Source organism: Actinocatenispora thailandica (assembly GCF_016865425.1).
GTDB lineage: Bacteria > Actinomycetota > Actinomycetes > Mycobacteriales > Micromonosporaceae > Actinocatenispora > Actinocatenispora thailandica.
Genome location: NZ_AP023355.1, coordinates 5,569,302 through 5,592,103 on the forward strand (window position 1 = coordinate 5,569,302; position 22,802 = coordinate 5,592,103).

The following is a 22,802-nucleotide window of genomic DNA, read 5'->3' on the forward strand; positions in this document are numbered from 1 at the left end:
ACCCTGCCAACGGCCTCCTGGCCGTGCGACCGGATTTCTCGGGACGGAACCGCTCCGACCACCCGGCACGGCCGCCCGGCCACGCTCGGATCGTTGCTCCGACCTGCTCGATCGATGGCCTCGGACCGCGCGCGGGAACGTCTCGTGGGCAACCGGACGCGTACCGGGCGGGCGGCGATACTGGTGGGCGTGGAGTACGTGTCCCGGGTGCGGCAACCGCCGCTGGACGAGGGCTTGCCGACGACCTGTACTACCGGGGGGTACGGCGCCGTACGCCCGGGTTCGAGGTGTCAACGACCACGTGCTGGCAGCATGTCAACGAGATCGTCGAGGGTAACCAGCGACCGGCCGTTCTACTCCGGCAAACACCGCAAGCACGGGATGAACCTGCAGGTGATCTCAGCACCCGACGGGAGCATCGTGTGGGTGTCGCGTCCGCTGCCCGGCAGCGTGCATGACACCGCCGCGGCCCGGATCTGGAACATCCTTCCCGCACTACACCAAGCGGGGCTGATCGCCCTGGGCGACATGGGCTACCACCGTACCGGCCCGGAAGTGACCAGGCCACCACAAGGGCCGCAACCACCCCGAACCGCAGAAGACCGCCAATTGCGCCCACACGACGACACGCGGCCCCGGCGAACGAGCCAACTCTCAACTCAAGACCCGGCGCATCCTGCGGAAACTCCGCTCCAGCCCCGACCGAGCCGGACGCCTGACCAAAGCATCCACGTCCTCCACCGACACGAACTCCCCGCACGAAGAAAAAGGCTCACGGTCTTAACGGGAATCATGCCTGACGGATCAACGGGACCTTAAGCTCCTGAGCCAAGAGGTCCAACTCGCCATCGGACCACTCCGTCCGCAGCCGTAAGATCGATCCATCTCTCGACTCAACACGCCAGACTCGTCCACCCACAACGATCTGCGCCACCTGACTTCGATCCATCTGGCGCCGCCCCCATTGCATGTCATCAACGTAAACGCGCCCCCGATCCAGCCGGATCCACATTCGCCCAACAAAGCGCACACCCGAACCTATGACCACCGAGAAGACGATAAGAGCAAGCAGGTATACAGGCCACGCAGACGGCGGGAATAAAATTCCAAGAACAAGAAGCACCGCCATGATCACCGCGTTGAGGTACATGGTCGGACTTCGCCAATAGCGTTTTCTCAGCTCTAGGACATATGTCATTGATAGTCCTTACGGCAATGCGGTTCCGAACAGCCCTACTTCGTGCCCGTTCCATGACTCAGTTCGTTCGTCATAGTCACGCTCATTCTATTCGCAATAATCTCCAATGGAGATATCCATCAATAGGTCGTTCCAAAAACCGGGATCTTCCGAAAGCGCGGATGCATCGATCCTCTGCAACTCGCTTTTGAATTCATCAGCTGCATGCACGAATCCATCTGGGCCGGACTTATCAGGAAGAAACGGGTAACGCCTCGTAAACGCCTCCAGCAGGGCGGCAAATGTGATCACCGAGCTGGCAATATATGCGATGTCGGCGTCTATCCGAGAGATAGCCACAACCCGTGCGGTAGTCGTATCAATTCCTAAAATCTCATCTCCGGCATTGCCGATCGAAAGAAAACTATTTGATCCGATATCAATTGACGAAACGTTTTGCCAATCGCAGTATTCAACCAAGAGGTCCTGCTCTGGCAAACCTTCGTTAGCCAAGAACATCTGAGCATCACGGCTATTGAGCCGCGTTGTTGATTCCAGCGGAAATATCGCTCTGCGCACGACCCGACTCGCCATAGTCACGACCTTCCGAAAAGGGAGCTAACTGCCGCGGATTGCGCCGCTCGCGATGCCCCCCCCCCCGGCAGCGGAGGTAGTCCAGGCCCAACTCCACGTCACGTTTATGTGTGGATTTTGACCTAGTGCCTTCGCACACAACCGTGCACAGGGCTGGAGTTCTGAGTAGAGGTCCGTTATTGGCGCGGGATCTACCATCCGCAAAATCTTATTCTCCGCATGGTTGCCTCTACCTTTTGATGAGCGGGCAACGATCGTCTGGGCCTCTCCGTTCTCATCCAAATACCTGGCCGGGGACTGCCCAGGGTTTGGTTGACACCTGATCTGTGAGGCTGCTGGCCTTGCTGGAAGGATGTTTGCTGTGCCCAAGCCCTATCCCCGTGAGTTTCGGGACAATGTGGTCGCCGTCGCCCGTGCCGGCGGCGCGCCGTTGACGCAGATCGCGAAAGACTTCGGGATCTCCGAGTCGTGCTTGTCCAACTGGCTGCGTGCCGCGGACGTGGAAGACGGCCAACGTCCGGGAGTGACCCGCGAGGAGTCCGAACAGCTGCGTGAGGCGAAGAAGCGGATCCGGCTGTTGGAGCAGGAAAACGAGGTCCTGCGCCGGGCCGCTGCCTATCTGGCCCGGGACATCAACCCAAAATGACCTACCCGCTCGTCCGTGACCTGGCCGCGGCCGACGCCCCTGTCCGGGTGCCGGTCGCGGTGACGTGTCGGGTGCTGGGCTTCTCCCGGCAGGCCTACTACCAGTGGCTGGCCGAGCCGGTGTCCCAGCGCGACGTGCAGGATGCGTATCTGACCAACGCCGCGATCGATGCCCATGCCGACGATCCGGAGTTCGGATACCGGCTGGTTGCCGACGAACTACGTGCCGCCGGCCACCACGCCTCCGACAACCGGGTCTGGCGGCTGTGCCGCGACCAGCGGATCTTCTCGACTCACTCCCGCAAGCGGGAGCTGGGCCGTAGGCCGGGGCCACCGGTGCATGACGATCTGCTCAAGCGTCCTGGAGGTGGCCGGAACTTCACCGCCTCGGCACCGAACAGGGTGTGGTTGACCGACATCACCGAACACCCCACCGCCGAAGGCAAGCTGTATCTGTGCGCGATCAAGGACCTGTGGTCCAACCGGATCGTCGGCTACTCCATCGACTCCCGGATGACCTCTGACCTGGCCGTCGCCGCGCTGCAGCACGCCGTCGCGGTGCGCGAACCAGGTGGCACGATCGTACATTCCGACCGGGGCAGCCAATTCCGGTCCCGGAAATACGTCACCACACTGCACCAGGCCGGGCTGACCGGATCGATGGGACGGGTCGGTGCCTGCGGCGACAACGCCGCCATGGAATCGTTCTTCGCCCTGCTGCAAAAGAACGTCCTCAACCGCCGCCGCTGGACCACCCGCCACCAGCTGAAGCTCGCGATCGTCACCTGGATCGAAGCCACCTATCACCGGCGTCGCCGTCAAACCCGCCTCGGACGACTGACCCCGATCGAGTTTGAGACCATCTACACCACCACACACGCGGCCTGACACCCGCCAACCCCGAGTGTCAAACAAACTCGGGGCAGTCCCAAGAAGTTTTATATCTCCCATCTTCCCTCCCTTCATAAACGCCCCTAAAGGTTGTCCCGTAATCGTTGGTCCGCTCGGTCGTTGATCTTGGTGTGGAACAGACGATCAGGGCCGATCAGCCGCAGTGGATCCCGGTGTTCACTGGGCTGTCGGAGCGGCAGTTCGGCAAGTTGGTGGCCATCGTGGCTGGTCGCGGCGGCGAGCAGACCGGCGCTGGCCGCCGGTGGGGCCTGTCGCTGGCCGACCGGGTGTTGTTGGTGGCCACCTACTACCGCACCAACCTGACCCTGCGCCAGATCGCCCCGCTGTTCGGAGTATCGAAGTCCGCTGCCGGACGCATCGTCGATCACCTCGCTCCACACCTGGTCCTGGTGCCCCAGACCCGCCGGCACCGGCCCGAGGCGGTGTTGATCGTGGACGGCACGCTGGTGCCCATCCGCGACCGGGACATGTCGGCCCGGTCGAAGAACTACCGGTACTCCACCAACCTGCAAGTGGCCATCGACGCCAACACCCGGATCACCGTCGCGGTGGGAGATCCGTTGCCCGGCAACCGCAACGACTGCACCGCCTACACCGACTCCGGCATCGATCAGCAGTGCGCCGGCGCGGCGGCGATCGCCGACGGCGGCTACCAGGGCAACCCGGACGTGATCATGCCCTACCGCAACCCCCGCGAGGACCAACCGCCGTTGCCGCAGTGGAAACCAGACCTCAACACCGTCCACCGCCGTATCCGCGCCCGCGTCGAGCACTGCTTCGCCCACATGAAGTCCTGGAAGATCCTGCGTGACTGCCGCCGCAAACGACACGGTGTCTGGTACGCCGCCGCGGGTATCGCGTTGATGCGCAACCTGACCATGGTCGTATGACTGGTCCAGCTCGGCCGTGAAGCCCTTCCGCATCAACCCATCAAGATCATTACGGGACAACCTTTAGCGCGTGAGCGTGCTAATGCGTGTCGTGCCGTGCGTCGTTTGGAGTTCATCGCCGCTCTTCAGGTCAACAGCTTCAGTCCAGCGGTGGCTGCTGTGGTCCCAGAAGCGGTGATGGGCGGTCGCGGTGATCTTCTGTTGGCCCTGGCCGTCCTGAAGCGTGATCTGGACGAAGTCGTGGTCAGTGGTGGTGCGGATGACACCATCGACGCGGTGCTTTTGCGTGCCGTGCTTGTCTGGTTTTTCGTTGGTGACATGATCGCCGATGTGAAGCTTGGCGATGGGTTTCGAGCTGCCGTCTGCGAGAAGGACCCTCGTGTCTCCGGGGAAGCTGTTGCACCCCTTCGGGCGACCACCCCCATGTGAGGACTCGGCCGACTTCGCCGACTTCCCTACACCCTCTGCGGCATCCTTTCCTGCACCTTTCGCCGCCTTCTTACCGCCGCTTTCGGCGGTGTCTTTGGCCAGGGATTTTCCAGCGTCCTTGACTGCGGGTTTGACGGCCTTTGAGCCGTCTTCGGCACCCTTGGTCAAAATCTTGGCGACCTTGACGCTGCCCTTGATCAGCGGCTTGCCCGCGAGCTTGAGGATCTTCCCGACCGGAATGATGCCGATCACCGCGAAGCCCAGAGACTCCCCCGCCTCGGCCCAGCGCCCTTCGGTCGCATACCAAACAGCGTTGGCAGCGTCAGCGACGGATCCGGCGACGGGGATGTAGCCGAACCAGGACAGGATCTCGCTGCAGCAGGGGATCCGGATTCAGGAACCGGCCCAGCCCCGGGCAGTACTCGCGGGCTCCGAGATTGGTCAGACCGGTGGTGTCGTCTGCGACGCCGCCCAGGAACCCCTTGTCACCGGCCCAGCCGGTGCCGCTGTTGCCGGCGGTGCGGTCTTGCCCGAACGGGGTGTAGGTGCGTCGGGTCAGCTGTAGGACGTGCCATCGGCGCCGGGTCGGGCTAACGCCATTCCGCAACTTGCTCCAACTCGCCTGTTTCGAGGTTCGGCACACCCCAATAGTCGCCGATCCTGGTCGAAAAAACGGCAGTCAGTACACCATCACTGACGAAAACAGCGTAGTATCCCAGCCTCCACGACCGCTCACTGGTGACTGCGGGAGGCACGAGGCGCAGGCGTTCCATTCCGCTTGGCGCGAATACGATCGCGTTATCTAGTCGCCCAGCACTCACGATGGGCTCAACAACGATAACGCTTGGAGGATTCGCCCAAACGACGACACTGCTCGGCGGCTCGGGAAAGCGCTTCTCTACTCTGACCCCCGGTATTTCCACGCCACATCGGGTTCTCCCTCGTCCCATTCAAGAGCTATCTCAGAGTCCAATTCTGACCACCTTCAGGGCGACAGCGCCACTGGGGAACCCACGGGGATGAGCCGGGCACGGTCCGCATTATTCAGGATTTCCAATTGAGTACCTCCGCCGGGGAGAATCTGCCCGGTGCTGGGATCATACTGTGGACCCACCATACTTTCCTGGATTCTGATGGGATCCCCACCGGGGATCCGGTACCGCTGCACTACGGAAACATCCGGCTTCCAGTCGCTTCGGATCGCCAATTGACTCCTTGCATAAGCCTGGTTTGGGATGTCATCGAAGGTGCCGAACCCACCCGGCCGGCTCACCGGCTGTCCATGCGACAAGACCATGTTGAACTCTTCGCCAGGATCGGCATTCCTGGATAGAACTGGACCGGCATTCGGCGGTTCGCGGTCTGCCGCCGGCAGAGCGTCTCCGCAGTTGTGGACGAGAACTGGTGTGGCCCCGGCCTTCACATAGTAGGTGTGGAGGCGGTGGATGGTGAGGTCGTAGGTGGTCTGGGTGGCGGTGTAAAGGTGCAAGGCGACGACCTGGGCCCGGCCGGTGGGGGTTTGCAGGGTGTCGCCGGGGTGGAGGCTGGCGGCTTGGGTCCAGGTGTGGGTGGTGACATCCCAGAACGGATGATGGGTCGTGGTAGTCAGCGTCGCGGTCGCATGAGCGGCAGCGGGTACGACCGGGCCGGCGACACCGGCCGGCAGCCGGCGCGACCGGGAGGCCTTTGTGGTGGTGACGGTCAGGTCGACGAAGTCGTGGTCGGTGTGGGTGACGATCACCCGGTCGACCCGATGCTTCTCGGTGCCATGCCCGCCGGGCTTGCTGTCGGCGACCTGATCACCGACCTGGAGCGTGTCGATCGGCTGCGACGACCCATCAGCCATCACCACCGGCGTATCGCCAGTGAAACTGTGAATCGAACACGCACCAGCACCGCTCGCTCAGTCGTCACGGAACCAGGAGTTCTCGTATCGGCGAGCATTGTTACGCTGGGAATTTTTTAGTGGAATTGGTATTCCGGCCTACGGTTTTCCGCCAGGGACACCTAGCCCCGACTTTCACTCAATCAGTAGCGATCGCCTCCGGTAATCGCACGAACCATGCATTAGGGTGACAATTTTAACAAGGCCTCTCGCACAATGCTTTCTGCCTGCCCATGGGCTTCTGGTTCAGGACCAATAGCCTCCAGAGTTGACCACTTCATATCAAACCGAAATACCGCCCGCATGACTCCGTACCTCTTCCCAACTGACGCGTGCGAGCCCTTGCGGGTATTCGGCAACGCAGTTTTCAAAGTTAACACAACCTGCTCACTCGCTACCATAACGCAACCACCCCAGGGGTGGAGATCCAGCGGAATCACACAGGAAAAACCGCCCTCCAAAGAGCCCGAAAGATATCGAGCAATAATGGCCCTATTTATTGCATCGAAATCTGATATGTATCGCCCGCCGCTCGCAGCCATCACCGCGCGGTAAAACATCATCATCGATGATGCGTACCAACTTTCAACGATCGCACCGAGCGGGGCAATTGATAGGCACTTACCTTTCCCATGGCTGGTCCGTAATTGCCTTATTTGAGCGTAGAGTTGGTCAGCTCCGAGTTCGACAGAGCACCACTCTGCCCAGAGCCTCCGTCCTCCAGGGATAGACATCATACAATTCGAAATCACGCTCTTAACGGCGAGCTCAGGATATCGTTCCGAGAAACTTTTTGCGGGGTCGGGGTTCGTTTTAGTCGAAAACCAACTTCCCATCGCCCACCAATTGAATTGGCACCATGCACCACTCAACTCTTCAAACATCAGAGGCTCGTCTTCGCCAGCAGCAGGAAGCCATAACGCTGCGAGTTCCCCATGACCGCTGAGCTTGAGTCCCGACCCGGTCAAGAACATGGTGACTTCCTGTTCATTGAGCACGTGAAGATCATTTACCATATGCGCTCTCCATAGAAGTAATGCCCACCATTGGGGCCATGATAGTGCGGTCGCGCATAGGTGGTATGTCCCGGGGTTTTCGGAGGCGAGTTGTTGGATTCTTGTGCCGCTCGATGTTGAAGGAGAGGGTGGTATGGGACGGCGTGGGTACCCGCCGGAGTTTCGGCGCAGGGTGCTGGACCCGGTGGAGGCGGGCCGGGCGGTGGCCGATGTGGCGCGGGATCTGGGCATCAGCGATCAGTCGATCTACACCTGGCGGCGGCAGGACCGCATCGACCGTGGCCTGGAAGCGGGGCGGCGAAGCGACCGAAGACGGCGAGGCTCGCGATCAACGACAGGTTGCGTGAGTACGTCCAGGAGCGACTCGCCGGAAACATCTGCAGGCCGGACGGCTCCCTCCATAAACGCCCCTAAAGGTTGTCCCGTAATCGTGGGCGGAGTCGGTCGTTGGTCTTAGCCGGAGCGAACGATCAGATCCGATCAGCCGCAGTAGATCCCGGTGTTCACGGGTCTGTCGGCTCGGCAGTTCGGCAAGTTGGGACGCATCGTGGCTGGTCGCGGCGGTGAGCAGACCAGACCTACTGATGGATATCTCCATTGGAGACTATTGCGAATAGAATGAGCCTGAGAAACGATCCGGATGACGGTGAAAGTTTCCCGACTATGACGAACGAACTGAGTCATGAAATGGGCACGAAGTAGGACTGTTCGGAACCGCATGGCCGTAAGGGCTGTCCATGACGTACGTCCCGGAGCTAAGCAAGCGCTATTGGCGGAGCCCAACCATGTACCTCAACGCGGCGATTATCGTAGTGCTTCTTGTTCTTGGAATTTTGTTCCCGCCATCGACATGGCTCATATAAGGTAATACAGGCCCAACTCGACGTGGTGAATGGCGAACTCCGATCAGTAGCATTTGCCGAACGATGGGCTGTTACATCCTCATCCAGAAAAATCATTTAACGTGCGACTCACTAGTTTCATAAGTGTCGGATCAAGAGCATTTGGATTCTCCGGATTCCTCGGACTATACTGCCCGTCCGAAACCAATACCCCAGAGTCAAGTTTACGCCACGTCGGCATCGGCCAGAAAGGACTGTGATGACACCATTGACGCGCCAATTCGGCAGCCGCACGAGGATCACCGTTCACCTGCCGGATCCTTGACAGAACGTGCTCATAGTAGTTATTGACAGGCTGGGCTTCACCAACGATCGGAACTAAGAGAAGGATCTCGAATGAGGTTGAGTCAATCCCCGCATCCAATGACAGATATTCGCCCGAGGAGAGTCCAGGGCCAAGATAGTGGCCCTCCAATGCAGAGATGCGAGCTTCCCGAGCCACATCCGCAAATTGGAGAACAAAGTCGATACCAGGATCATCCTCAAAATTCCGATATATCACCAGCATTGAGCAGTTATTTGACATCTTAATCCGGAATACTGGCCACTCATCTGGGTTTTTCAGCTCGTGATACGCCGTCCTCACTGCGTCTGGCTGCACACCGAAGGCGGGACACACGAGGTCTAGGTCCTCATCATCATAGACAAAGTGTGCAGCGAGATGTTCTGCGCGCAAGGCGTTTACATCAGTCTCAACAAGTATGGCATCAAGAGATCCAAGCGCCGCTTCAATATCAAGATATTGCGTAATACGCACTATTACCTCCTAGAGCGCCAAGGCCGCCAGAATGTCCGAAACGCAGTCTTGTCGGCACGACCCATAAATGGCCGACCGCCCAGAGTCAATGAGTTCGGTCGCATAAATTTCGCACATATGGCTTGGCACACATTTCGAGATGTCCCGCCATAGACAACTTCCTCATTAGACGCAAGGCTGTTAAATATCGTCTCCTCAGCATGCCCGGCGCCTCGTACGAATTCTTCGCCTGCCCCCAGTTCCCACGACTTCGGCATTGCCCTGTCTCCATTTATAGCGATTCGAATTGCCACGGAGCCAGTCTCCACATTTCGAACCCCCATAACGGCCGTGGTTCCTCCGCTCCAACCTCGCTGCGCCTCGAGGTCTTGCGCACGGCCCTGCGCAGCAGTTGCCTCCGCCTCGTAGCCACAGTTGTGGACGAGGACTGGTGTGGCCCCGGCCTTCACATAGTAGGTGTGGAGGCGGTGGATGGTGAGGTCGTAGGTGGTCTGGGTGGCGGTGTAAAGGTGCAAGGCGACGACCTGGGCCCGGCCGGTGGGGGTTTGCAGGGTGTCGCCGGGGTGGAGGCTGGCGGCTTGGGTCCAGGTGTGGGTGGTGACATCCCAGAACGGATGATGGGTCGTGGTAGTCAGCGTCGCGGTCGCATGAGCGGCAGCGGGTACGACCGGGCCGGCGACACCGGCCGGCAGCCGGCGCGACCGGGAGGCCTTTGTGGTGGTGACGGTCAGGTCGACGAAGTCGTGGTCGGTGTGGGTGACGATCACCCGGTCGACCCGATGCTTCTCGGTGCCATGCCCGCCGGGCTTGCTGTCGGCGACCTGATCACCGACCTGGAGCGTGTCGATCGGCTGCGACGACCCATCAGCCATCACCACCGGCGTATCGCCAGTGAAACTGTGAATCGAACACGCACCAGCACCAGCCTCAGCGCCGGTGATCGCTCCCGATCACCGTCTCTTTGACCAGGGCCTTCGCGCTACAGCCACCGGCTGCCGAACACGTCGGCCCGTAAGACACAGCCGAGGCCACCGCACCGGGCAACGCCCCGCAGGCCACCATCCCCAGACCGGTCCAGCCGATCGCGGCATCACGCCGGACTCCCACCCCGATCGACACCACGGTGGAGACCCGCGGTGGGGTGGTTCTGCGCCCAGTGCAGCGCGGAGTTACCGACCTGCTTGGTCTTGCAGAACGACAGCCAGTCACACTTCTTCGGCGCCGGCTTCGCCGGCGGCGGAGGCGGCGGGCTGTAAGCCACCAGGTTGTAGCACGAGTCGCCCCGAGTCGTTCTTACCCTGGAACTGGTCATACTGCGCGGTCGGGTCAGTCTACCGGCGGCCGATCACAACGTTCCCCGAAACGATCTCAACCGCGATCCGGCTTCATTTCTACACAACTGTGTGAATAAGCCTCCATGATCCACAATCGCGAGACTGTTAAGACAGGTTCTTGTTTGTCAGCCACTCCCCCGAGGCAGCTCCGGGCCAATATAGCCAGTTCGCGTGGTTGGGTCCGAGACGAGCCTCCCGTACAAATCCGCGCGGGCACTCTCCTCTGTTACGAATGTTCGCTTGTCTCTCTGGTGGCCACGCTCGGAATAAAACACGGACCACTGGCCGTCCGAGGATCGCGTTAAGCAATATGTTTCATCCAACTCTCCGCCGATCATATAGGAGGTAGAAGAAATTCCTTCAGCCCTCACGCTTTCCTCGAACGATTCTCGGTCCATTACCCGACCCTTCGGATGGTCCCAGCCTTCAGGAGATTTGCAACGGAATCCGGCAAAGTATACTGGATTCCGCCACCCGGCTGGCCGAATGCCGGCGCGGTAATCCCGCCACGGACTTGCATGTCGGCCTGAACTTCAAAGATCGAGTATGGTGCCCTGTCCGCTCCCACCCTCATCGCTCGTTGCGGGAGAGGGGTTCCTTCTTTTGCAACGAACCGGCCGCCATCGTGGCCGAATCGATCAATACGGGAGCCGGGCTTTAAGACGGTATCGACCGGTTCGTGCATGAAGCCATCATTCGGCGGCCACGGCGATGGCAACAACTCTTTCCCTGCCGACTCTTCCAAGGTCGACGCATCTCTTGCGCCTGCTTCTACTGTCTCAGCTGCCCCCTCGGCGGATTTACTTCCGACAGTTTCTGCGGCGTCTTCGACGACATCCGTGGCGCCCTTCTTCAATGCTTTCGCGATGACCCGTTTGCCCAATGCGCGGATGACCTTGCCGGCGGCGCCGCCACCGATCGCTCCACCTACGGCCCCAGCGACGGCTCCCACAATCGCCGCCTTCGCGAACCCTCCGCCAGTACAGTCACCGGCGGCTGAGCATTCCAAGCCATACGAAACTGCATCGCCGATGGCACCGGACAACGCCCCGCACGCGATCGCCCCCACGCCGGTCCAGCCGATCGCGGCGCCACAGCCGACACCCACCCCGATCGACACGATCGTGGAGACGAGCGTGGGATGCTTCTGCGCCCAATGCAGCGCACTGTTCCCGACCTGCTTGATCTTGCAGAACGACAACCAGCCGCACTTCTTCTGCGCAGGCTTCGCCGGCGGAGGCGGCGGGCTGGAGCCCACCACCACGGTGTCGCCGCGCTGCTTGGCCGCATCCTTGAAGTCCTGTGCGGTCCACCCGTAGACGGCACCACGGTCGGCACACGCAACCTGCCCAGTCGGGTCAGACTGGTTGACCGGGTCGTTGTTGGCGTAGGCGTAGCCGTTGAACTGCTGCGGGTTGCCTGGCTGCAGCAGGGGGTCGGGGTTGAGGAACCTTCCCAGCGCCGGGGCGTACTCGCGGGCTCCGAGGTTGGTCAGGCCGGTCGTGTCGTCGGCGACGCCGCCCAGGAACCCCTTGTCGCCGGCCCAGCCGGTGCCGGTGTTGCCCGCAGCACGGTCTTGCCCGAACGGGGTGTAGGTGCGTCGGGTCAACGACAGAGTGTCGGCGGTGAAGTCGTCCAGGCCCGTGCCCTGCGGATCGGCGGTCTGCCAATGCAAGGTGGTGCCGGCGGTGGTCGCCTCCCGTACCGCGGTCGGGCCGCCCGGGAACGCGTACGCCCGGGACACCTTCGACACCGTCCCGTCCGAGACGGTGATCGTGTCCGACCCCAGATACAAGGTCGTCACACCGTCATCGGTACGAGCCACCAACCCGCCGGTCGCGTCGTAGCCGTAGCTGGTGTCGTGGGTCGGGTTACCGCTCTCAGCGGTCGACAGGTTCGCCAGCTGCCCGGTCGGAGTCCAGGCCAGTGTCTGGGTCGAGTCGGCCTGGGTGCCGCCGGTCTTGTCGATGCCGGTGGGGCGGCCGTCGGGGTCGTAGGTCCAGGTCTGCTTGCCGCTGGTGGCGCCGTCGACCGCGGTGGTGGCGGTGTGGACGGCGTGCGCGGCGTTGGGGGTGTCGAAGGTTTCGGTGGTCGTGGTGGTCGTCAACGCCCCGCCGGTCACCGCGTGATCGGTGGCGGTGGTCCGGTTGCCGGTCAGGTCGTAGGCGTAGCTGCGCCAGTACGGCGCCGGCCCGAGAACGACGCCGTGCTCGGGTCGGTCGTGTCGCAGCCGCCGACGTTCTGCACCGATGGGCTTGGGGCGGTGGTGACGCCGCCGGCGTCGGTCCACACGTCGGACAGGCGGCCGAGGTGGTCGTACAGGTAGCACTGTCGGTCGACGTTGCTGGTGCCGCCGCCGTCCCGGGTGTCGGTGGACGAGGTGATCTTGCCAGCCGGGTTGTAGGTGTAGTCGTAGGTGTCGACCGCGGCGGCGGAGTTGTCGCCGGACTGCGCCGACACGGTGGTGTCCAGCAGCCGGCCGGTGGGCTCGTCCCAGTTGTTGGTGGTGGCGATGTGGTTGGGGGTCACGCCGCTGGTGGCGCGGGTGACGCGGCCGTGGGGGTCGTAGTTGGTGTTGGTCTCGTAGGAGTCGATGCCGCCGGACGACGTGGGCAGGCCTGTGAGGTTGTAGCCGAAGTATTCTGTTTCGTTCCCGATCAGGCCGCCGGCGCCGGTCTCGGTCATCTTGGTGCTGTAGACGTTACCGAGCACATCGGTGTATTCGGTGTGCGTGCCGTAGCTGATGGCCTGGGTGTTGCCGTAGGCGCCGGCCGGGATGGTCACCTTCTGGTCGATGGGCTTGCCATCGATGGTGTAGGCGGAGGTGCTGCTGGTCCAGGTCGGTGTGGTTCCGTCGGCGGCATAGGCTGTCGCGGTTGCGGGAGTCCCTTGCCGAGGGTCGCGGTGTCGTAGGTCAGCGAGGTGAGCAGCGGCCCGGACGCGTCGCCGTTGTGGGTGCCGGTCGGGCGGCCGAGCAGGTCGTAGTCGGTGGTGATGGTTTGGCCGGCGGCGTCGGTGCTGGAGATCTGCTGGCCGGCGTCGTCGAAGGTGCTGGTCGAGGTGCCCGAGTCCGGGTCGCTGGAGGCGACGATGTTGCCCTGTGCGTCGTAGCGGCTGGTCCAACGCAGGGTGGAACTGCTGGGGTCAGCGGTCTGCGCCAACGGGCCCACGATGCTGATCTGGTGACCGGCGGCGTCGTAGTTGTAGTGCGTGACGTCGTAGGTTCCGGTCGGTGTCGCACCGTGGAACTGCCGAAGCTGGGTCTGCTGGCCGCGGGCGTCGGTGATCGCCGCGGTCGGGGTACCACCGGCCGGCGGAGTGACATCGGTTTCGTCGGCGCCCGGGTAGGCGGTGGCCGTCTGCCATTGCGCAGCACCGTTGGAGTAGAAGGTGGAGCCGGTCGGCCTGCCCTGACCGTCGTAGCCGACGCGGGTCTCGGCGGGGATTTCGCCCGACTCCACCGACACCGGTGTCGCCGAGGGGGCACTGTCTTTGTTGAAGAACGCTTGGGCGGTGTTGGTGGTCCAGCCGTGCGAGTCGTAGTCGACCATCCCGATCAGCCGGGCGCCGGCCGCGCCGTTGAGCGGGCTGGACTGGATCTGCCGCTCGTGCAGCAGCGCATCGTCGATCGAGATTGACACCGAATACTTGTGGGTGTCCAGCAGCGCCTGGCTGGTGATCGCCACCGGCGCGGTGGTCGACACCTGGTAGGAGTACTTCGCCGAGGGCAGGGTCGGGTTCGCGCTTTGTGGATGGTCGGGTGACCAGACGGCGGTCAGCCGACCGAGCCCGTCGTAGGTGTTGGTGGTCACGCCGCCGTTGACGTCGGTGGTGGTCAGCGGCAGCTGCCGGCCGGGGTCCAGCGTGGTGGTGGTCGTCCAGCCGGCAGCGTTGGTCGCCACGGTCTTGACCGGGAGGTACTTGCGGTCGGTGGCGGTGGTGCCGTAGCTGGTGGAGGCGGTGCGGCCCAACGGGTCGGTGCTGGTCAGGGTGCGGCCGTAGGCGTCGAAGGACATGCGGGCCGGTGTCGTCCAGACCGCGTCGCCACCCGCGCCGGCCGTCTTGAGCGACTGGGACGAGGTGACCTCGGCGGGTCCGGTCAGCTCGCCGAGCGTGGTGGACCCGTCGTAGTAGTTACGTGACGCGGCGATGGTGGTGGTGTTGACCGCTGTGGAGCAGGGGCCCTGGTTGGTGATGGTCTGCGCGGCGAACCCGAGCATGTTGCGCGCCGGGTCGGAGGCGTAGCTGGTGGTGGTGCAGGACTCGGGGGTGCTGCCGCCGACCGGGTCACCGTCGCCGTCGATCTCGCCCTTGTCGTCGACCTTGGTCGGCAGTCCGGTGGCGTCATCGTGGGTGGTGAGGGTTTCGGCGGTGCGCCAGGTCCCGTCGGCCAGCAGTTGCCGGGTGTCGGTCTTGGAGCTGTCGGTGTGCCGGGCGATCAGGTCCGGTAGCCCGGACAGCGTCTTGGTCGCGGTGGCCGACGACTGCCACGGAGTGGTGATCGACTGGGCCACCGCCTTCCCGCCGCTGCCGCTGTAGCTGGTGGTCTGGTAGGAGAACCCGGACCAGGCCGCCCGGTCGACGATCGATCCGCCCAGCGCGGTGTCGAACGACACCGACCTCGAAGTCCCGTCGGGGCGGTAAACGCGGCGCCCGGTCGGACCCCTCGTGCCGACCGGGCGCTGCGTGGGTAAGGGCGGGTCAGGAGACGCTGCGGGCGAAGCGGCGGGCGGCCCAGATCACCGAGGCGACGGTGAGGGCGAGCAGGATGATCGCTGCCTCGTACACCGCGTTGGTGGTGATGTGACCGGCGAACAGGTCGCGGGAGGCGTCGACCGCGTAGCGCAGCGGGTTGGCGTGCGAGATGCCCTGCAGCCAGCCGGGGGCGGCGGCCATCGGCAGGAACACGCCGGACAGCAGCAGGATCGGCATCGCGACGCCGTTGGCCAGCGGGGCCAGCGCGTCCTCGCTCTTCAGGATCAGCGCCACCGCGTACGAGACCGAGGCGCCGAGCAGCGCCAGCAGCACCATCAGGCACAGCACCAGGATCAGCGGTCCGAAGTGGACGGACAGGCCGAACGGGATCGAGATCACGACCAGCACGATCGCCTGGACGACCAGGGTGACCACGTCGCGCAGGGCGCGGCCGAGCAGCAGCGCGAACCGGCTGACCGGGGTGACCCGCATCCGCTCGATCACGCCGTCGCGCAGCTCGCCGATCAGCCCGAAGCCGACGAACAGCGTGCCGAACAGGGCCAGCTGGGTGAGCAGCCCCGGGATGAAGAAGGCGAAGGCGGCATCGCCGCCGGCCATCCCGGGCGCCCGCACGTTCTTCAACAGCGGCGCGAACAGCAGCAGGTAGTACAGCGGCTGGGCCAGGCCGACGGCGACCCAGGTGGGGTTGCGCAGGGTCAACAACATCGATCGTTGGAACACCAGCCAGGTGTCCCGGACCAACGATGGCATCACGATTCTCCTTGTAGGCAAGCGATTCGGCGCGCGCGGCGCGACGGTGCCGGTGACGGGCTCCCGTCCGCCGCGGCCCGGTCAGTCGCGCAGCGACCGGCCGGTCTTGGCGAGGAACACGTCGTCGAGGCTGGGCCGGTGCAGCTCGACGGTCTCTACGGTGAGGCCGGCGCCGTCGAGTACCCGCATCAGCTGGGGCATCGCGGTGGCGCCGCCGGCGACGTACAGCCGCAGCTCGGTGTCGGCGCGTTCGGCGCGGCGGGCGTACGGCTCCGCGGTGAGCAGCTTCTCCGCGGCGGCGACCGCCTCGGTGCCGTCCGGGCCGAAGCCGAGCGTGATGACGTCGCCTTCGACCTGCTGCTTGAGCTCGTCGGCGGTGCCCTCGGCGACGATCAGGCCGCCGTCCATGATGGAGATCTGGTCGCAGAGCGCGTCCGCCTCGTCGAGGTAGTGGGTGGTCAGGAAGACCGTCATGCCCTCGGCGCGCAGCCGGCGCACCTCGTCCCAGACGTGGCTGCGGCTGGCCGGGTCCAGGCCGGTGGTCGGCTCGTCGAGGAACACCAGCCGCGGGTCGTGCACCAGGCCGAGCGCGATGTCGACGCGGCGCTTCTGGCCGCCGGAGTAGGTCACCGTCTTGCGGTCGGCGAACGCGTCGAGCTGGAACGCCTCGATCGAGCGCGCCGCGCGCCGGACCGCGTCGGCCTTGCTCACCCCGTACAGCCGGGCCTGCAGGACGAGTTCCTCGCGCGCGGTGGCCTCCCGCCAGGTGCCGCCGTTCTGGCCGACGTAGCCGATCCGGCGGCGCACCTCGCCGGGTTCGCGGCGCAGGTCGGCGCCGGCGACGACGGCGCTGCCGCCGTCCGGGGCGAGCAGCGTGGCGAGCATCCGCAGGGTGGTCGTCTTACCGGCGCCGTTGGGGCCGAGGAAGCCGAACACCTGCCCCTCGGCCACGGCCAGGTCGACACCGCGAACCGCTTCGACGGTGCCCTTGCGGGACCGGAAGCTCTTTCGCAGCGCGGTGGTTTCGATAATCATGTCTGGTTCCCCCAGGGGTCGGCGGCCAGCGTCGGCCGTACGACGCCATGGTGACGGCATTCGTGACGTCAGTCAAGTCAATTTGGCGTCAACCCCTGACACGCTCGGCGCAGATGCGACATCACGCATCAGAACGGAACGGGGAAACCTGCTGTTCACGCGGGTACCGCCGATAGATCAACCTTCGGCGTACAGCACGGACATGTCGGTCGTGGCAGAATCCGAGCGCTGGAATGATCAGCAACAGGTGATACCTCTGCTTAACGGCGAACATGACGTGAACCATGGTCGGACGGGAGGAATCCGGAGTGACCGCACAGACCCGGGGTGCCGCCGAGGCCGCCGACCGCGGTGCCCCCGCCGACCCCTCCCCCACCGACCGGCCCGCCCGGGCGACACCCCGGCACGGCCGCGAGCACGCCCTCGCGTACCTGTTCCTGGTGCCGTCGACGATCGTGTTCGCACTGTTCGTGGTGTGGCCACTGGGCGACTCGATCTACCTGTCGCTGCACGGCAGCGACCTGTTCGGCGGCGCGTCGGTGTTCGTCGGGCTGGACAACTACCGGGACATGTTCACCTCCGCCGAGTTCGGCCGGGTGCTGCTCAACACGGTCGAGTTCGTGCTGCTGACGGTCGTCCCCGGGGTGCTCGGCGCGCTCGCGGTGGTGCTGCTGCTGGAGGCGCAGCTGCGCGGGGTGCGGGTGCTGCGCACCGCGTTCGCGCTGCCGTTCGCGTTCAGCGTGGCGACCGCGTCGGTGATCTTCTCGGTCATCTACAACTACCAGATCGGCCTGGCCAACGGCATTCTCGGCTTCCTCGGCATCGGCAAGGTCGGCTGGACCACCGACCCGCACGTGGCGATGATCTCGCTGGCGCTGACCACGGTGTGGATGAACCTCGGCTACAACGTGCTCGTCCTGTCCGCCGGCGTCGGTTCGATCCCGACCGAGGTGATGGAGGCCGCCCGGCTCGACGGGGCGAGCGGGCCGAAACTGGCCCGCCGGATCATCCTGCCGCTGCTGTCGCCACAGCTGTTCTTCCTCGTCGTGGTCACCACGATCCAGTCGCTGCAGAGCTTCGGCCAGATCCACATCCTCACCAGGGGCGGCCCGGACAACTCGACCACCACGCTGGTCTACTCCATCTACAAGAAGGCGTTCGCGTTCGGCTCCAGCGACTTCGGTACCGCCAGCGCCCAGGCGATGGTGCTGCTGGTGATCGTGCTGGCCTGTACCGGCATCCAGTTCGGGCTGTTGCAGCGGAAGGTGCACTACTGATGGCCGAACCGAACCCCTCCACTGTGGACAAACCGGTGGCCGCCCGGCCGCGGCGGCGGATCGGCGCCGGCAAGATCGTGGTCTACCTGGTGCTGATCCTGGCGCTGATCCCGGTCGTCTTCCCGATCTACTACGCGTTCGTCGGCAGCGTGATGCCCGGCGGCGACCTGGCCTCCTCCCCGCCGCGGATCTTCCCCAGCGGGTTCCGCTGGTCCAACGTCACCGGCGTGTTCGACTCCATCCCGCTCGGCCGGCAGTACCTCAACTCGGTGGTGCAGGCCGGAATCATCACGATCGCGCAGCTGATCACGAGCATCTTCGCGGCGTACGCGTTCGCGCTGATGCCGATGTGGGGCCGCCGCTACCTGTTCGGCGCCTTCATGGCCACCCTGATGGTGCCGGCCGAGTCGATCATCATCCCGAACTACCTGCACATCGGCGACTGGCACCTGCTGACGTCCGGCTTCGGGGTGCTGGTCGGTCTGGTGCTGCCGTTCCTGGCCAACATGTTCGGCACCTTCCTGCTGCGCCAGGCGTTCCTGCAGTTCCCCAGCGAGCTGCGGGACGCCGCCACCATGGACGGCTGCGGCCACCTGCGGTTCCTGTGGCGCATCCTGGTACCGCTGGCCCGGCCGTCGATCGCCGCCGCCGGGGTGTACATCTTCCTCACCGCGTGGAACCAGTACTTCTGGCCGCTGCTGGTGACCCGCAGCGCCTCCCAGCAGACCCTGCAGATCGGCATCACCCAGCTGCGCAACGCCGAGGTCGGCGACCTCGGCCTGGTCGTGGCCGGGGCCGCCCTGTCGGTCATCCCGACCCTGCTGATCGTCATCTTCGGCCAGCGCTACATCGTCCGCGGCCTCACCGCCGGCGCGGTGCGCTGAGAACCACGACCCCGCGTGCCGGTCCGTCGACCGTACGAACCCCTGTGGAGGTAACGACACCATGAGATCAGCCAAGATCCGGCGCGGCCTCGCGGCGCGCGCCCTGGTCGGCGCCGCCGCGCTGGCACTGACCGCCACGATGGCCGCCTGCGGCGGCAGCGACTCCGGCACCAACTCCACCGACGCGCCCGGCGCCGACGCCCTCAAGGGCGCCAAGTCGCCGGTGACGGTGGAGTTCTGGCACAGCATGAAGGGCGCCAACGTCACCGCGCTCAAGCAGATCGTGGACAAGTTCAACGCCGCGCACCAGGGCAAGATCGTGGTCAAGCCGCTGTACGTCGGCGAGTACGACGACGCGATCGCCAAGTACAAGACCGCGGTGCAGCAGAAGAACACGCCGGAACTGATCCAGGTGTACGACATCGGGTCCCGCTTCATGATCGACTCGAAGCAGACCGTGCCGATGTACAAGTTCATCGCCAAGGACAAGTGGGACGCCTCCGCGATCGAGCCGAACATCGCGAGCTACTACCAGTTCGACGGCAAGCAGTGGTCGATGCCGTTCAACTCCTCGATGCCGCTGCTGTACATCAACAAGGACCTGTTCAAAAAGGCCGGGCTGGACCCGAACAAGCCGCCGAAGAACCTCGACGAGATCGAGGCGGACGCGAAGAAGCTGACCGACAAGAAGAAGAACATCGTCGGCTTCAACGCCGCCATCTACGGCTGGTACCTCGAACAGCTGATGGCCACCAACGGCGACCAGTACTGCAACGACGACAACGGCCGCAAGGGCCTCGCCAGCAAGGTGAACTTCGCCGGCCCGGACGGCATCAAGCTCGCCCAGTGGTGGACCACCATGGTCAAGAAGGGGTACGCCTCGAACACCGGCCGCACCACCGACGCGGCGCAGCAGGCGTTCAAGTCCGGTACCGTCGCGATGGAGCTGGAGTCCACCGGCGAGCTGCGCGACTTCATCAACGGCTCGAAGGGCAAGTTCAGCGTCGCCGCCGCGCCGTTCCCGCGACTGACCGGCAACGGTGCGCCCGACGGCGGCACCATCATCGGCGGCGCCAGCCTGTGGATCGACGGCATCGGCCACACCGACGCGCAGAAGCGCGCCTCCTGGGAGTTCGTCAAGTTCGCCTCGTCCCCGGCGATGCAGGCCAGCTGGCACACCGGTACCGGCTACTTCCCGGTCAACAGCAAAGCGCTGGACGAGCCGACCGACAAGGCGTGGGTGAAGCAGTACCCGCAGTTCAACGTCGCGGTGCAGCAGCTGCACTCGGCGAAGCCGTCGATCGCCAGCTCCGGCTGCGCGCTCGGCGTCATGCCGCAGGCCCGGCAGGCCGCCGAGGAGGGCCTGGAGAAGACCATCACCTCCGGCGACCCGAGCACCGCGGCGGCCAACATGAAGGCCGCGGCCGACTCGCTGGCCAAGCCGATCGCCGACTACAACCGCGCGGTGCAGAAGTAGCGCGCCAGCCACGGACGGCCCGCCGGATCCGTTCCGGCGGGCCGTCGTCGCGCCGACACCATCCACAAGGGAGGGTCAGTCCGCCGGGTACCAGGCGGCGGCCCGCATGTCCACCCGGTCGCCGCGGAACGGCACGCCCTCCGCGGCGAGCAGCGCCCGGGCCCGCAGCTCGTGCCCCGGCGGCGTCCGCCCCACCGAGTTGACCACCCGGTACCAGCACACCGCGGCACCGTAGCGGGCCATCACCGTACCGACCGAGCGCGCCGACGCCACGCCGCCGCGCGCGCACACCACGTCGGCGATCGCCCCGTACGACATGACCCGGCCGGGCGGGATCGCCTCGACGACCGTCAACACCGCGTCCGCGTTGTCGGGCAGCTCCATACCCGAACGGTACTGCCCCGGGTCAGATGGGGACGGTGGCGGGTTCGGTGAGCAGCCGGCGCACCGGGGCCAGGTCCACGCAGTACGGTTCGGCGCCGGTCACCGCGCGCACCAGCTGCGCGGTGTCCGGCCCGTCCGGCGGGACCACCACCCGCAGCACCGCCAGCGCGGCGGCGGACCAGCGCGGCAGGCTGGCCCACGCCTCCAGCACCACCTCGGTCGCGTCGCCCAGCCCACGTTCCAGGATCCGGCGGATCCGCCGGTCGGGCACGCCGGCCGGGTCGGGCAGCGGCTCGTCGGTCGCCTCGTGCCAGGCGTCGGCGAAGTAGCCGGCGCCCTCGGCGACGGTCTTCAGGCAGCCGAGCACCGGCGACACCGCCGGCGCGGGATCGGCGCCGTACTCGGTGAGCAGGGCGACGACGGTGGCCGCCCAGCTGGCCGGGGCCGGGTCGAGCAGTTCCAGCCTGCCGCCCAGGTGGGTCATCGCGGCCTGCCGGTCGGCGGGCGTCGCGACGGCCACCTGACCGTACACAGTGGACAGTGCAGTGGCGAATCCGGGCTGGTCGGCGGAGGTCAACGCCCGGCAGGCGGTCGGCAGGTTCGCAGGCACACCATGATCATGCCGGCGGGTGTCAAGCCGGTGTGAAGTCGACCGTCGAGAACCTGCGAACCGACACGCCCGGCCGGCGGCGGACCCAGCCCGGACACCGGGCGCGGCCCCGGGAGCCCCGAGAGCCGGGAACCCCGAGAGCCCGGGGAGCCCGGGGAGCCCAGGGAGCCCAGGGAGCCCGGGGAGCCCGGGGAGCCCGGGGAGCCCGGGGAGCCCGGGGAGCCCGGCGGTCAGGATCGGCCAGCAGCCGCGGTCTCGTCCGCGGACTGCCCCGCCCGCGCCTTGGCCTGCTCCAACACCTCGTCCCACGGCCCCGCCGCCCGGTCCCGGACGACCGAACAGCGCGTCGCCGGATCGGGGGTGTCGCCCAGCGGCCCCAGCCGGGAGGCACGGTTGGCCCACCAGCGCACCACCGGACGGATGAACCGCATGGTCGGGGCGTACTTGACCGGTTTCTGCAGCACCGCGACCGTGTCGCCCCAGTAGTCGTCGACCGCGATCCGCGCGTAGTCGAGCCGGCCGTCGCTCTTCGGCGGGTAGTGCGTGTGCACGTGCCGGAGGGTCAGCCGGGACGCCGTCGCGAGCGCCCGGACCCCGTCCGGGTAGTAGCGCCAGCAGTCCACGCCGGTGTGCTTGTGCCCCCGCGACGGCGCGGTGAAGAAGAACAGCCCGCCGGGCCGGAGGATCCGGGCGACCTCCAGGATCGACGCCCAGGGCATCGGGATGTGCTCGAACACCGAACCCGACACGACGACGTCGGCGCGGCCGCTCTTCACCGGGATCGTGTACGGCTTGGGCATCACCGCGTCGACGTTGTTGCCGTCCCGCACGTCGACGCCGAAGTACGAGTGGTCGATGCCCTCGAACAGGGCACGATGGGTGACCAGCTGGTTCGGTGACGTGGCGGACCCGAGTTCCACGACGTCCAGATGTCGCCCCTTCGGCAGGTACCTCGACATCGTCTCGGCCATGTGGTTGTACTGCGACGCATGCACCGCAACGCTCCCTAGCGATCCCCGGCGCCAGGTGACGCCCTCCCCCGGAAACTAGTGTGCGGCGAGCCCGTTGCCGGGGTGCGCGGATCAGCGTTAATCGTCCGCTGATCAGGTCTTCACCCGGACTGGCCGA

General features: G+C 65.1%; 23 protein-coding genes and 1 pseudogene. 7 read left to right on the plus strand and 17 right to left on the minus strand.

Annotated features, from left to right (window positions below; genetic code table 11):
• Positions 1 to 381: 381 nt before the first annotated feature.
• Positions 382 to 819 carry a transposase family protein gene (locus Athai_RS24785; RefSeq protein WP_203963725.1) on the plus strand — a complete coding sequence of 146 codons (438 nt, stop codon included), beginning with the start codon at positions 382 to 384 and terminating at the stop codon, positions 817 to 819.
• Here the strand turns inward: Athai_RS24785 and Athai_RS24790 are convergent.
• The 3 genes from Athai_RS24790 to Athai_RS35380 form a co-directional block, all read right to left on the minus strand.
• Positions 791 to 1,198: a hypothetical protein gene (locus Athai_RS24790; RefSeq protein ID WP_203966768.1), complete on the minus strand. Its 408-nt coding sequence runs from the start codon at positions 1,196 to 1,198 to the stop codon at positions 791 to 793. The two genes, Athai_RS24785 and Athai_RS24790, sit on opposite strands and share 29 nt — an antisense overlap.
• 87 nt (positions 1,199 to 1,285) lie before the next feature.
• Positions 1,286 to 1,771 carry an SUKH-4 family immunity protein gene (locus Athai_RS24795; protein ID WP_203963726.1) on the minus strand — a complete coding sequence of 162 codons (486 nt, stop codon included), beginning with the start codon at positions 1,769 to 1,771 and terminating at the stop codon, positions 1,286 to 1,288.
• 24 nt (positions 1,772 to 1,795) lie between these two features.
• Complete coding sequence (locus Athai_RS35380; RefSeq protein ID WP_420829800.1) at positions 1,796 to 2,140, minus strand: nucleic acid/nucleotide deaminase domain-containing protein; 345 nt, start codon at positions 2,138 to 2,140, stop codon at positions 1,796 to 1,798.
• Here Athai_RS35380 and Athai_RS24805 point away from each other — a divergent pair.
• Positions 2,133 to 3,304, plus strand: a protein-coding gene (locus tag Athai_RS24805; protein ID WP_239156759.1) for an IS3 family transposase whose coding sequence is annotated in 2 segments (ribosomal slippage) — positions 2,133 to 2,403 and positions 2,403 to 3,304 — 1,173 coding nt in all. Because the reading frame shifts where the segments join, the coding sequence is not laid out codon by codon here. The genes Athai_RS35380 and Athai_RS24805 overlap by 8 nt on opposite strands.
• 134 nt (positions 3,305 to 3,438) lie before the next feature.
• Positions 3,439 to 4,218 carry a transposase gene (locus Athai_RS24810; protein WP_203963728.1) on the plus strand — a complete coding sequence of 260 codons (780 nt, stop codon included), beginning with the start codon at positions 3,439 to 3,441 and terminating at the stop codon, positions 4,216 to 4,218.
• Positions 4,219 to 4,281: 63 nt separating this feature from the next.
• Here the strand turns inward: Athai_RS24810 and Athai_RS24815 are convergent, their stop codons facing one another.
• From Athai_RS24815 to Athai_RS24830, 4 genes are all read right to left on the minus strand, one after another.
• Positions 4,282 to 4,899, minus strand: a complete 618-nt coding sequence (locus tag Athai_RS24815) for a Hint domain-containing protein (RefSeq protein WP_203963729.1) — start codon at positions 4,897 to 4,899, stop codon at positions 4,282 to 4,284.
• A gap of 70 nt (positions 4,900 to 4,969) precedes the next feature.
• Entirely contained in the window at positions 4,970 to 5,290 is a 321-nt protein-coding gene (locus tag Athai_RS24820; RefSeq protein WP_239157148.1) for an RHS repeat-associated core domain-containing protein, read from the minus strand.
• A 342-nt stretch (positions 5,291 to 5,632) separates the two neighbouring features.
• On the minus strand, positions 5,633 to 6,493 hold the full coding sequence (locus Athai_RS24825; RefSeq protein ID WP_203963731.1) for a polymorphic toxin-type HINT domain-containing protein: 861 nt from the start codon (positions 6,491 to 6,493) through the stop codon (positions 5,633 to 5,635).
• Positions 6,494 to 6,714: 221 nt separating this feature from the next.
• Entirely contained in the window at positions 6,715 to 7,530 is an 816-nt protein-coding gene (locus tag Athai_RS24830; protein ID WP_203963732.1) for a hypothetical protein, read from the minus strand.
• A gap of 151 nt (positions 7,531 to 7,681) precedes the next feature.
• Here Athai_RS24830 and Athai_RS35385 point away from each other — a divergent pair.
• Positions 7,682 to 7,768: pseudogene (locus Athai_RS35385) on the plus strand (hypothetical protein); the annotation flags it as partial.
• Positions 7,769 to 8,490: 722 nt separating this feature from the next.
• Here Athai_RS35385 and Athai_RS24840 read toward each other — a convergent pair.
• From Athai_RS24840 to Athai_RS24865, 7 genes are all read right to left on the minus strand, one after another.
• Positions 8,491 to 9,207 carry a hypothetical protein gene (locus tag Athai_RS24840; protein ID WP_203963734.1) on the minus strand — a complete coding sequence of 239 codons (717 nt, stop codon included), beginning with the start codon at positions 9,205 to 9,207 and terminating at the stop codon, positions 8,491 to 8,493.
• Between the two features lie 2 nt (positions 9,208 to 9,209).
• Positions 9,210 to 10,079, minus strand: coding sequence for a polymorphic toxin-type HINT domain-containing protein (locus tag Athai_RS24845; protein ID WP_203963735.1), 870 nt, complete (start codon positions 10,077 to 10,079; stop codon positions 9,210 to 9,212).
• Positions 10,080 to 10,938: 859 nt separating this feature from the next.
• Positions 10,939 to 12,648, minus strand: coding sequence for a glycohydrolase toxin TNT-related protein (locus Athai_RS34420; RefSeq protein WP_239157149.1), 1,710 nt, complete (start codon positions 12,646 to 12,648; stop codon positions 10,939 to 10,941).
• Positions 12,649 to 12,695: 47 nt separating this feature from the next.
• Positions 12,696 to 13,325: a hypothetical protein gene (locus tag Athai_RS34425; RefSeq protein WP_239157150.1), complete on the minus strand. Its 630-nt coding sequence runs from the start codon at positions 13,323 to 13,325 to the stop codon at positions 12,696 to 12,698.
• Complete coding sequence (locus tag Athai_RS34905; RefSeq protein WP_203963736.1) at positions 13,322 to 15,157, minus strand: RHS repeat domain-containing protein; 1,836 nt, start codon at positions 15,155 to 15,157, stop codon at positions 13,322 to 13,324. The genes Athai_RS34425 and Athai_RS34905 overlap by 4 nt, the downstream gene beginning before the upstream one ends.
• Positions 15,158 to 15,242: 85 nt before the next feature.
• Positions 15,243 to 16,007 (minus strand): ABC transporter permease, encoded by a 765-nt coding sequence (locus Athai_RS24860; protein ID WP_203963737.1) that lies wholly within the window; start codon positions 16,005 to 16,007, stop codon positions 15,243 to 15,245.
• 81 nt (positions 16,008 to 16,088) lie between these two features.
• Entirely contained in the window at positions 16,089 to 17,039 is a 951-nt protein-coding gene (locus tag Athai_RS24865) for an ATP-binding cassette domain-containing protein (RefSeq protein ID WP_203966146.1), read from the minus strand.
• Positions 17,040 to 17,350: 311 nt separating this feature from the next.
• On the opposite strand from Athai_RS24865, the gene Athai_RS24870 reads away from it, so the two are divergent.
• The 3 genes from Athai_RS24870 to Athai_RS24880 all read left to right on the plus strand — a co-directional run bounded on the left by Athai_RS24870 (position 17,351) and on the right by Athai_RS24880 (position 20,680).
• Positions 17,351 to 18,319 carry a carbohydrate ABC transporter permease gene (locus Athai_RS24870; RefSeq protein ID WP_203963738.1) on the plus strand — a complete coding sequence of 323 codons (969 nt, stop codon included), beginning with the start codon at positions 17,351 to 17,353 and terminating at the stop codon, positions 18,317 to 18,319.
• Positions 18,319 to 19,203 (plus strand): carbohydrate ABC transporter permease, encoded by an 885-nt coding sequence (locus Athai_RS24875; protein ID WP_203963739.1) that lies wholly within the window; start codon positions 18,319 to 18,321, stop codon positions 19,201 to 19,203. The genes Athai_RS24870 and Athai_RS24875 overlap by 1 nt, the downstream gene beginning before the upstream one ends.
• Before the next feature lie 61 nt (positions 19,204 to 19,264).
• Entirely contained in the window at positions 19,265 to 20,680 is a 1,416-nt protein-coding gene (locus Athai_RS24880) for an ABC transporter substrate-binding protein (protein ID WP_203963740.1), read from the plus strand.
• 75 nt (positions 20,681 to 20,755) lie between these two features.
• On the opposite strand, the gene Athai_RS24885 is transcribed toward Athai_RS24880, so the two are convergent.
• The 3 genes from Athai_RS24885 to Athai_RS24895 form a co-directional block, all read right to left on the minus strand.
• Complete coding sequence (locus tag Athai_RS24885) at positions 20,756 to 21,064, minus strand: MGMT family protein (protein WP_203963741.1); 309 nt, start codon at positions 21,062 to 21,064, stop codon at positions 20,756 to 20,758.
• Between the two features lie 22 nt (positions 21,065 to 21,086).
• Positions 21,087 to 21,674 carry a hypothetical protein gene (locus Athai_RS24890; protein WP_203963742.1) on the minus strand — a complete coding sequence of 196 codons (588 nt, stop codon included), beginning with the start codon at positions 21,672 to 21,674 and terminating at the stop codon, positions 21,087 to 21,089.
• 230 nt (positions 21,675 to 21,904) lie between these two features.
• The gene (locus tag Athai_RS24895; protein WP_203963743.1) at positions 21,905 to 22,669 is read right to left on the minus strand and encodes a class I SAM-dependent methyltransferase; all 765 of its coding nucleotides are present in this window, start codon (positions 22,667 to 22,669) and stop codon (positions 21,905 to 21,907) included.
• Between the last annotated feature and the right edge of the window lie 133 nt (positions 22,670 to 22,802).

Bases quoted from the DNA above. Each gene is read 5' to 3' on its own strand.
- Athai_RS24860 (WP_203963737.1), bottom strand. From the start codon at position 16,007: ATGCCATCGTTGGTCCGGGACACCTGGCTGGTGTTCCAACGATCGATG.
- Athai_RS24875 (WP_203963739.1), top strand. From the start codon at position 18,319: ATGGCCGAACCGAACCCCTCCACTGTGGACAAACCGGTGGCCGCCCGG.
- Athai_RS24795 (WP_203963726.1), bottom strand. From the start codon at position 1,771: ATGGCGAGTCGGGTCGTGCGCAGAGCGATATTTCCGCTGGAATCAACA.
- Athai_RS24785 (WP_203963725.1), top strand. From the start codon at position 382: ATGAACCTGCAGGTGATCTCAGCACCCGACGGGAGCATCGTGTGGGTG.
- Athai_RS24825 (WP_203963731.1), bottom strand. From the start codon at position 6,493: ATGGCTGATGGGTCGTCGCAGCCGATCGACACGCTCCAGGTCGGTGAT.
- Athai_RS24790 (WP_203966768.1), bottom strand. From the start codon at position 1,198: ATGACATATGTCCTAGAGCTGAGAAAACGCTATTGGCGAAGTCCGACC.
- Athai_RS24845 (WP_203963735.1), bottom strand. From the start codon at position 10,079: ATGGCTGATGGGTCGTCGCAGCCGATCGACACGCTCCAGGTCGGTGAT.
- Athai_RS24885 (WP_203963741.1), bottom strand. From the start codon at position 21,064: ATGGAGCTGCCCGACAACGCGGACGCGGTGTTGACGGTCGTCGAGGCG.
- Athai_RS24880 (WP_203963740.1), top strand. From the start codon at position 19,265: ATGAGATCAGCCAAGATCCGGCGCGGCCTCGCGGCGCGCGCCCTGGTC.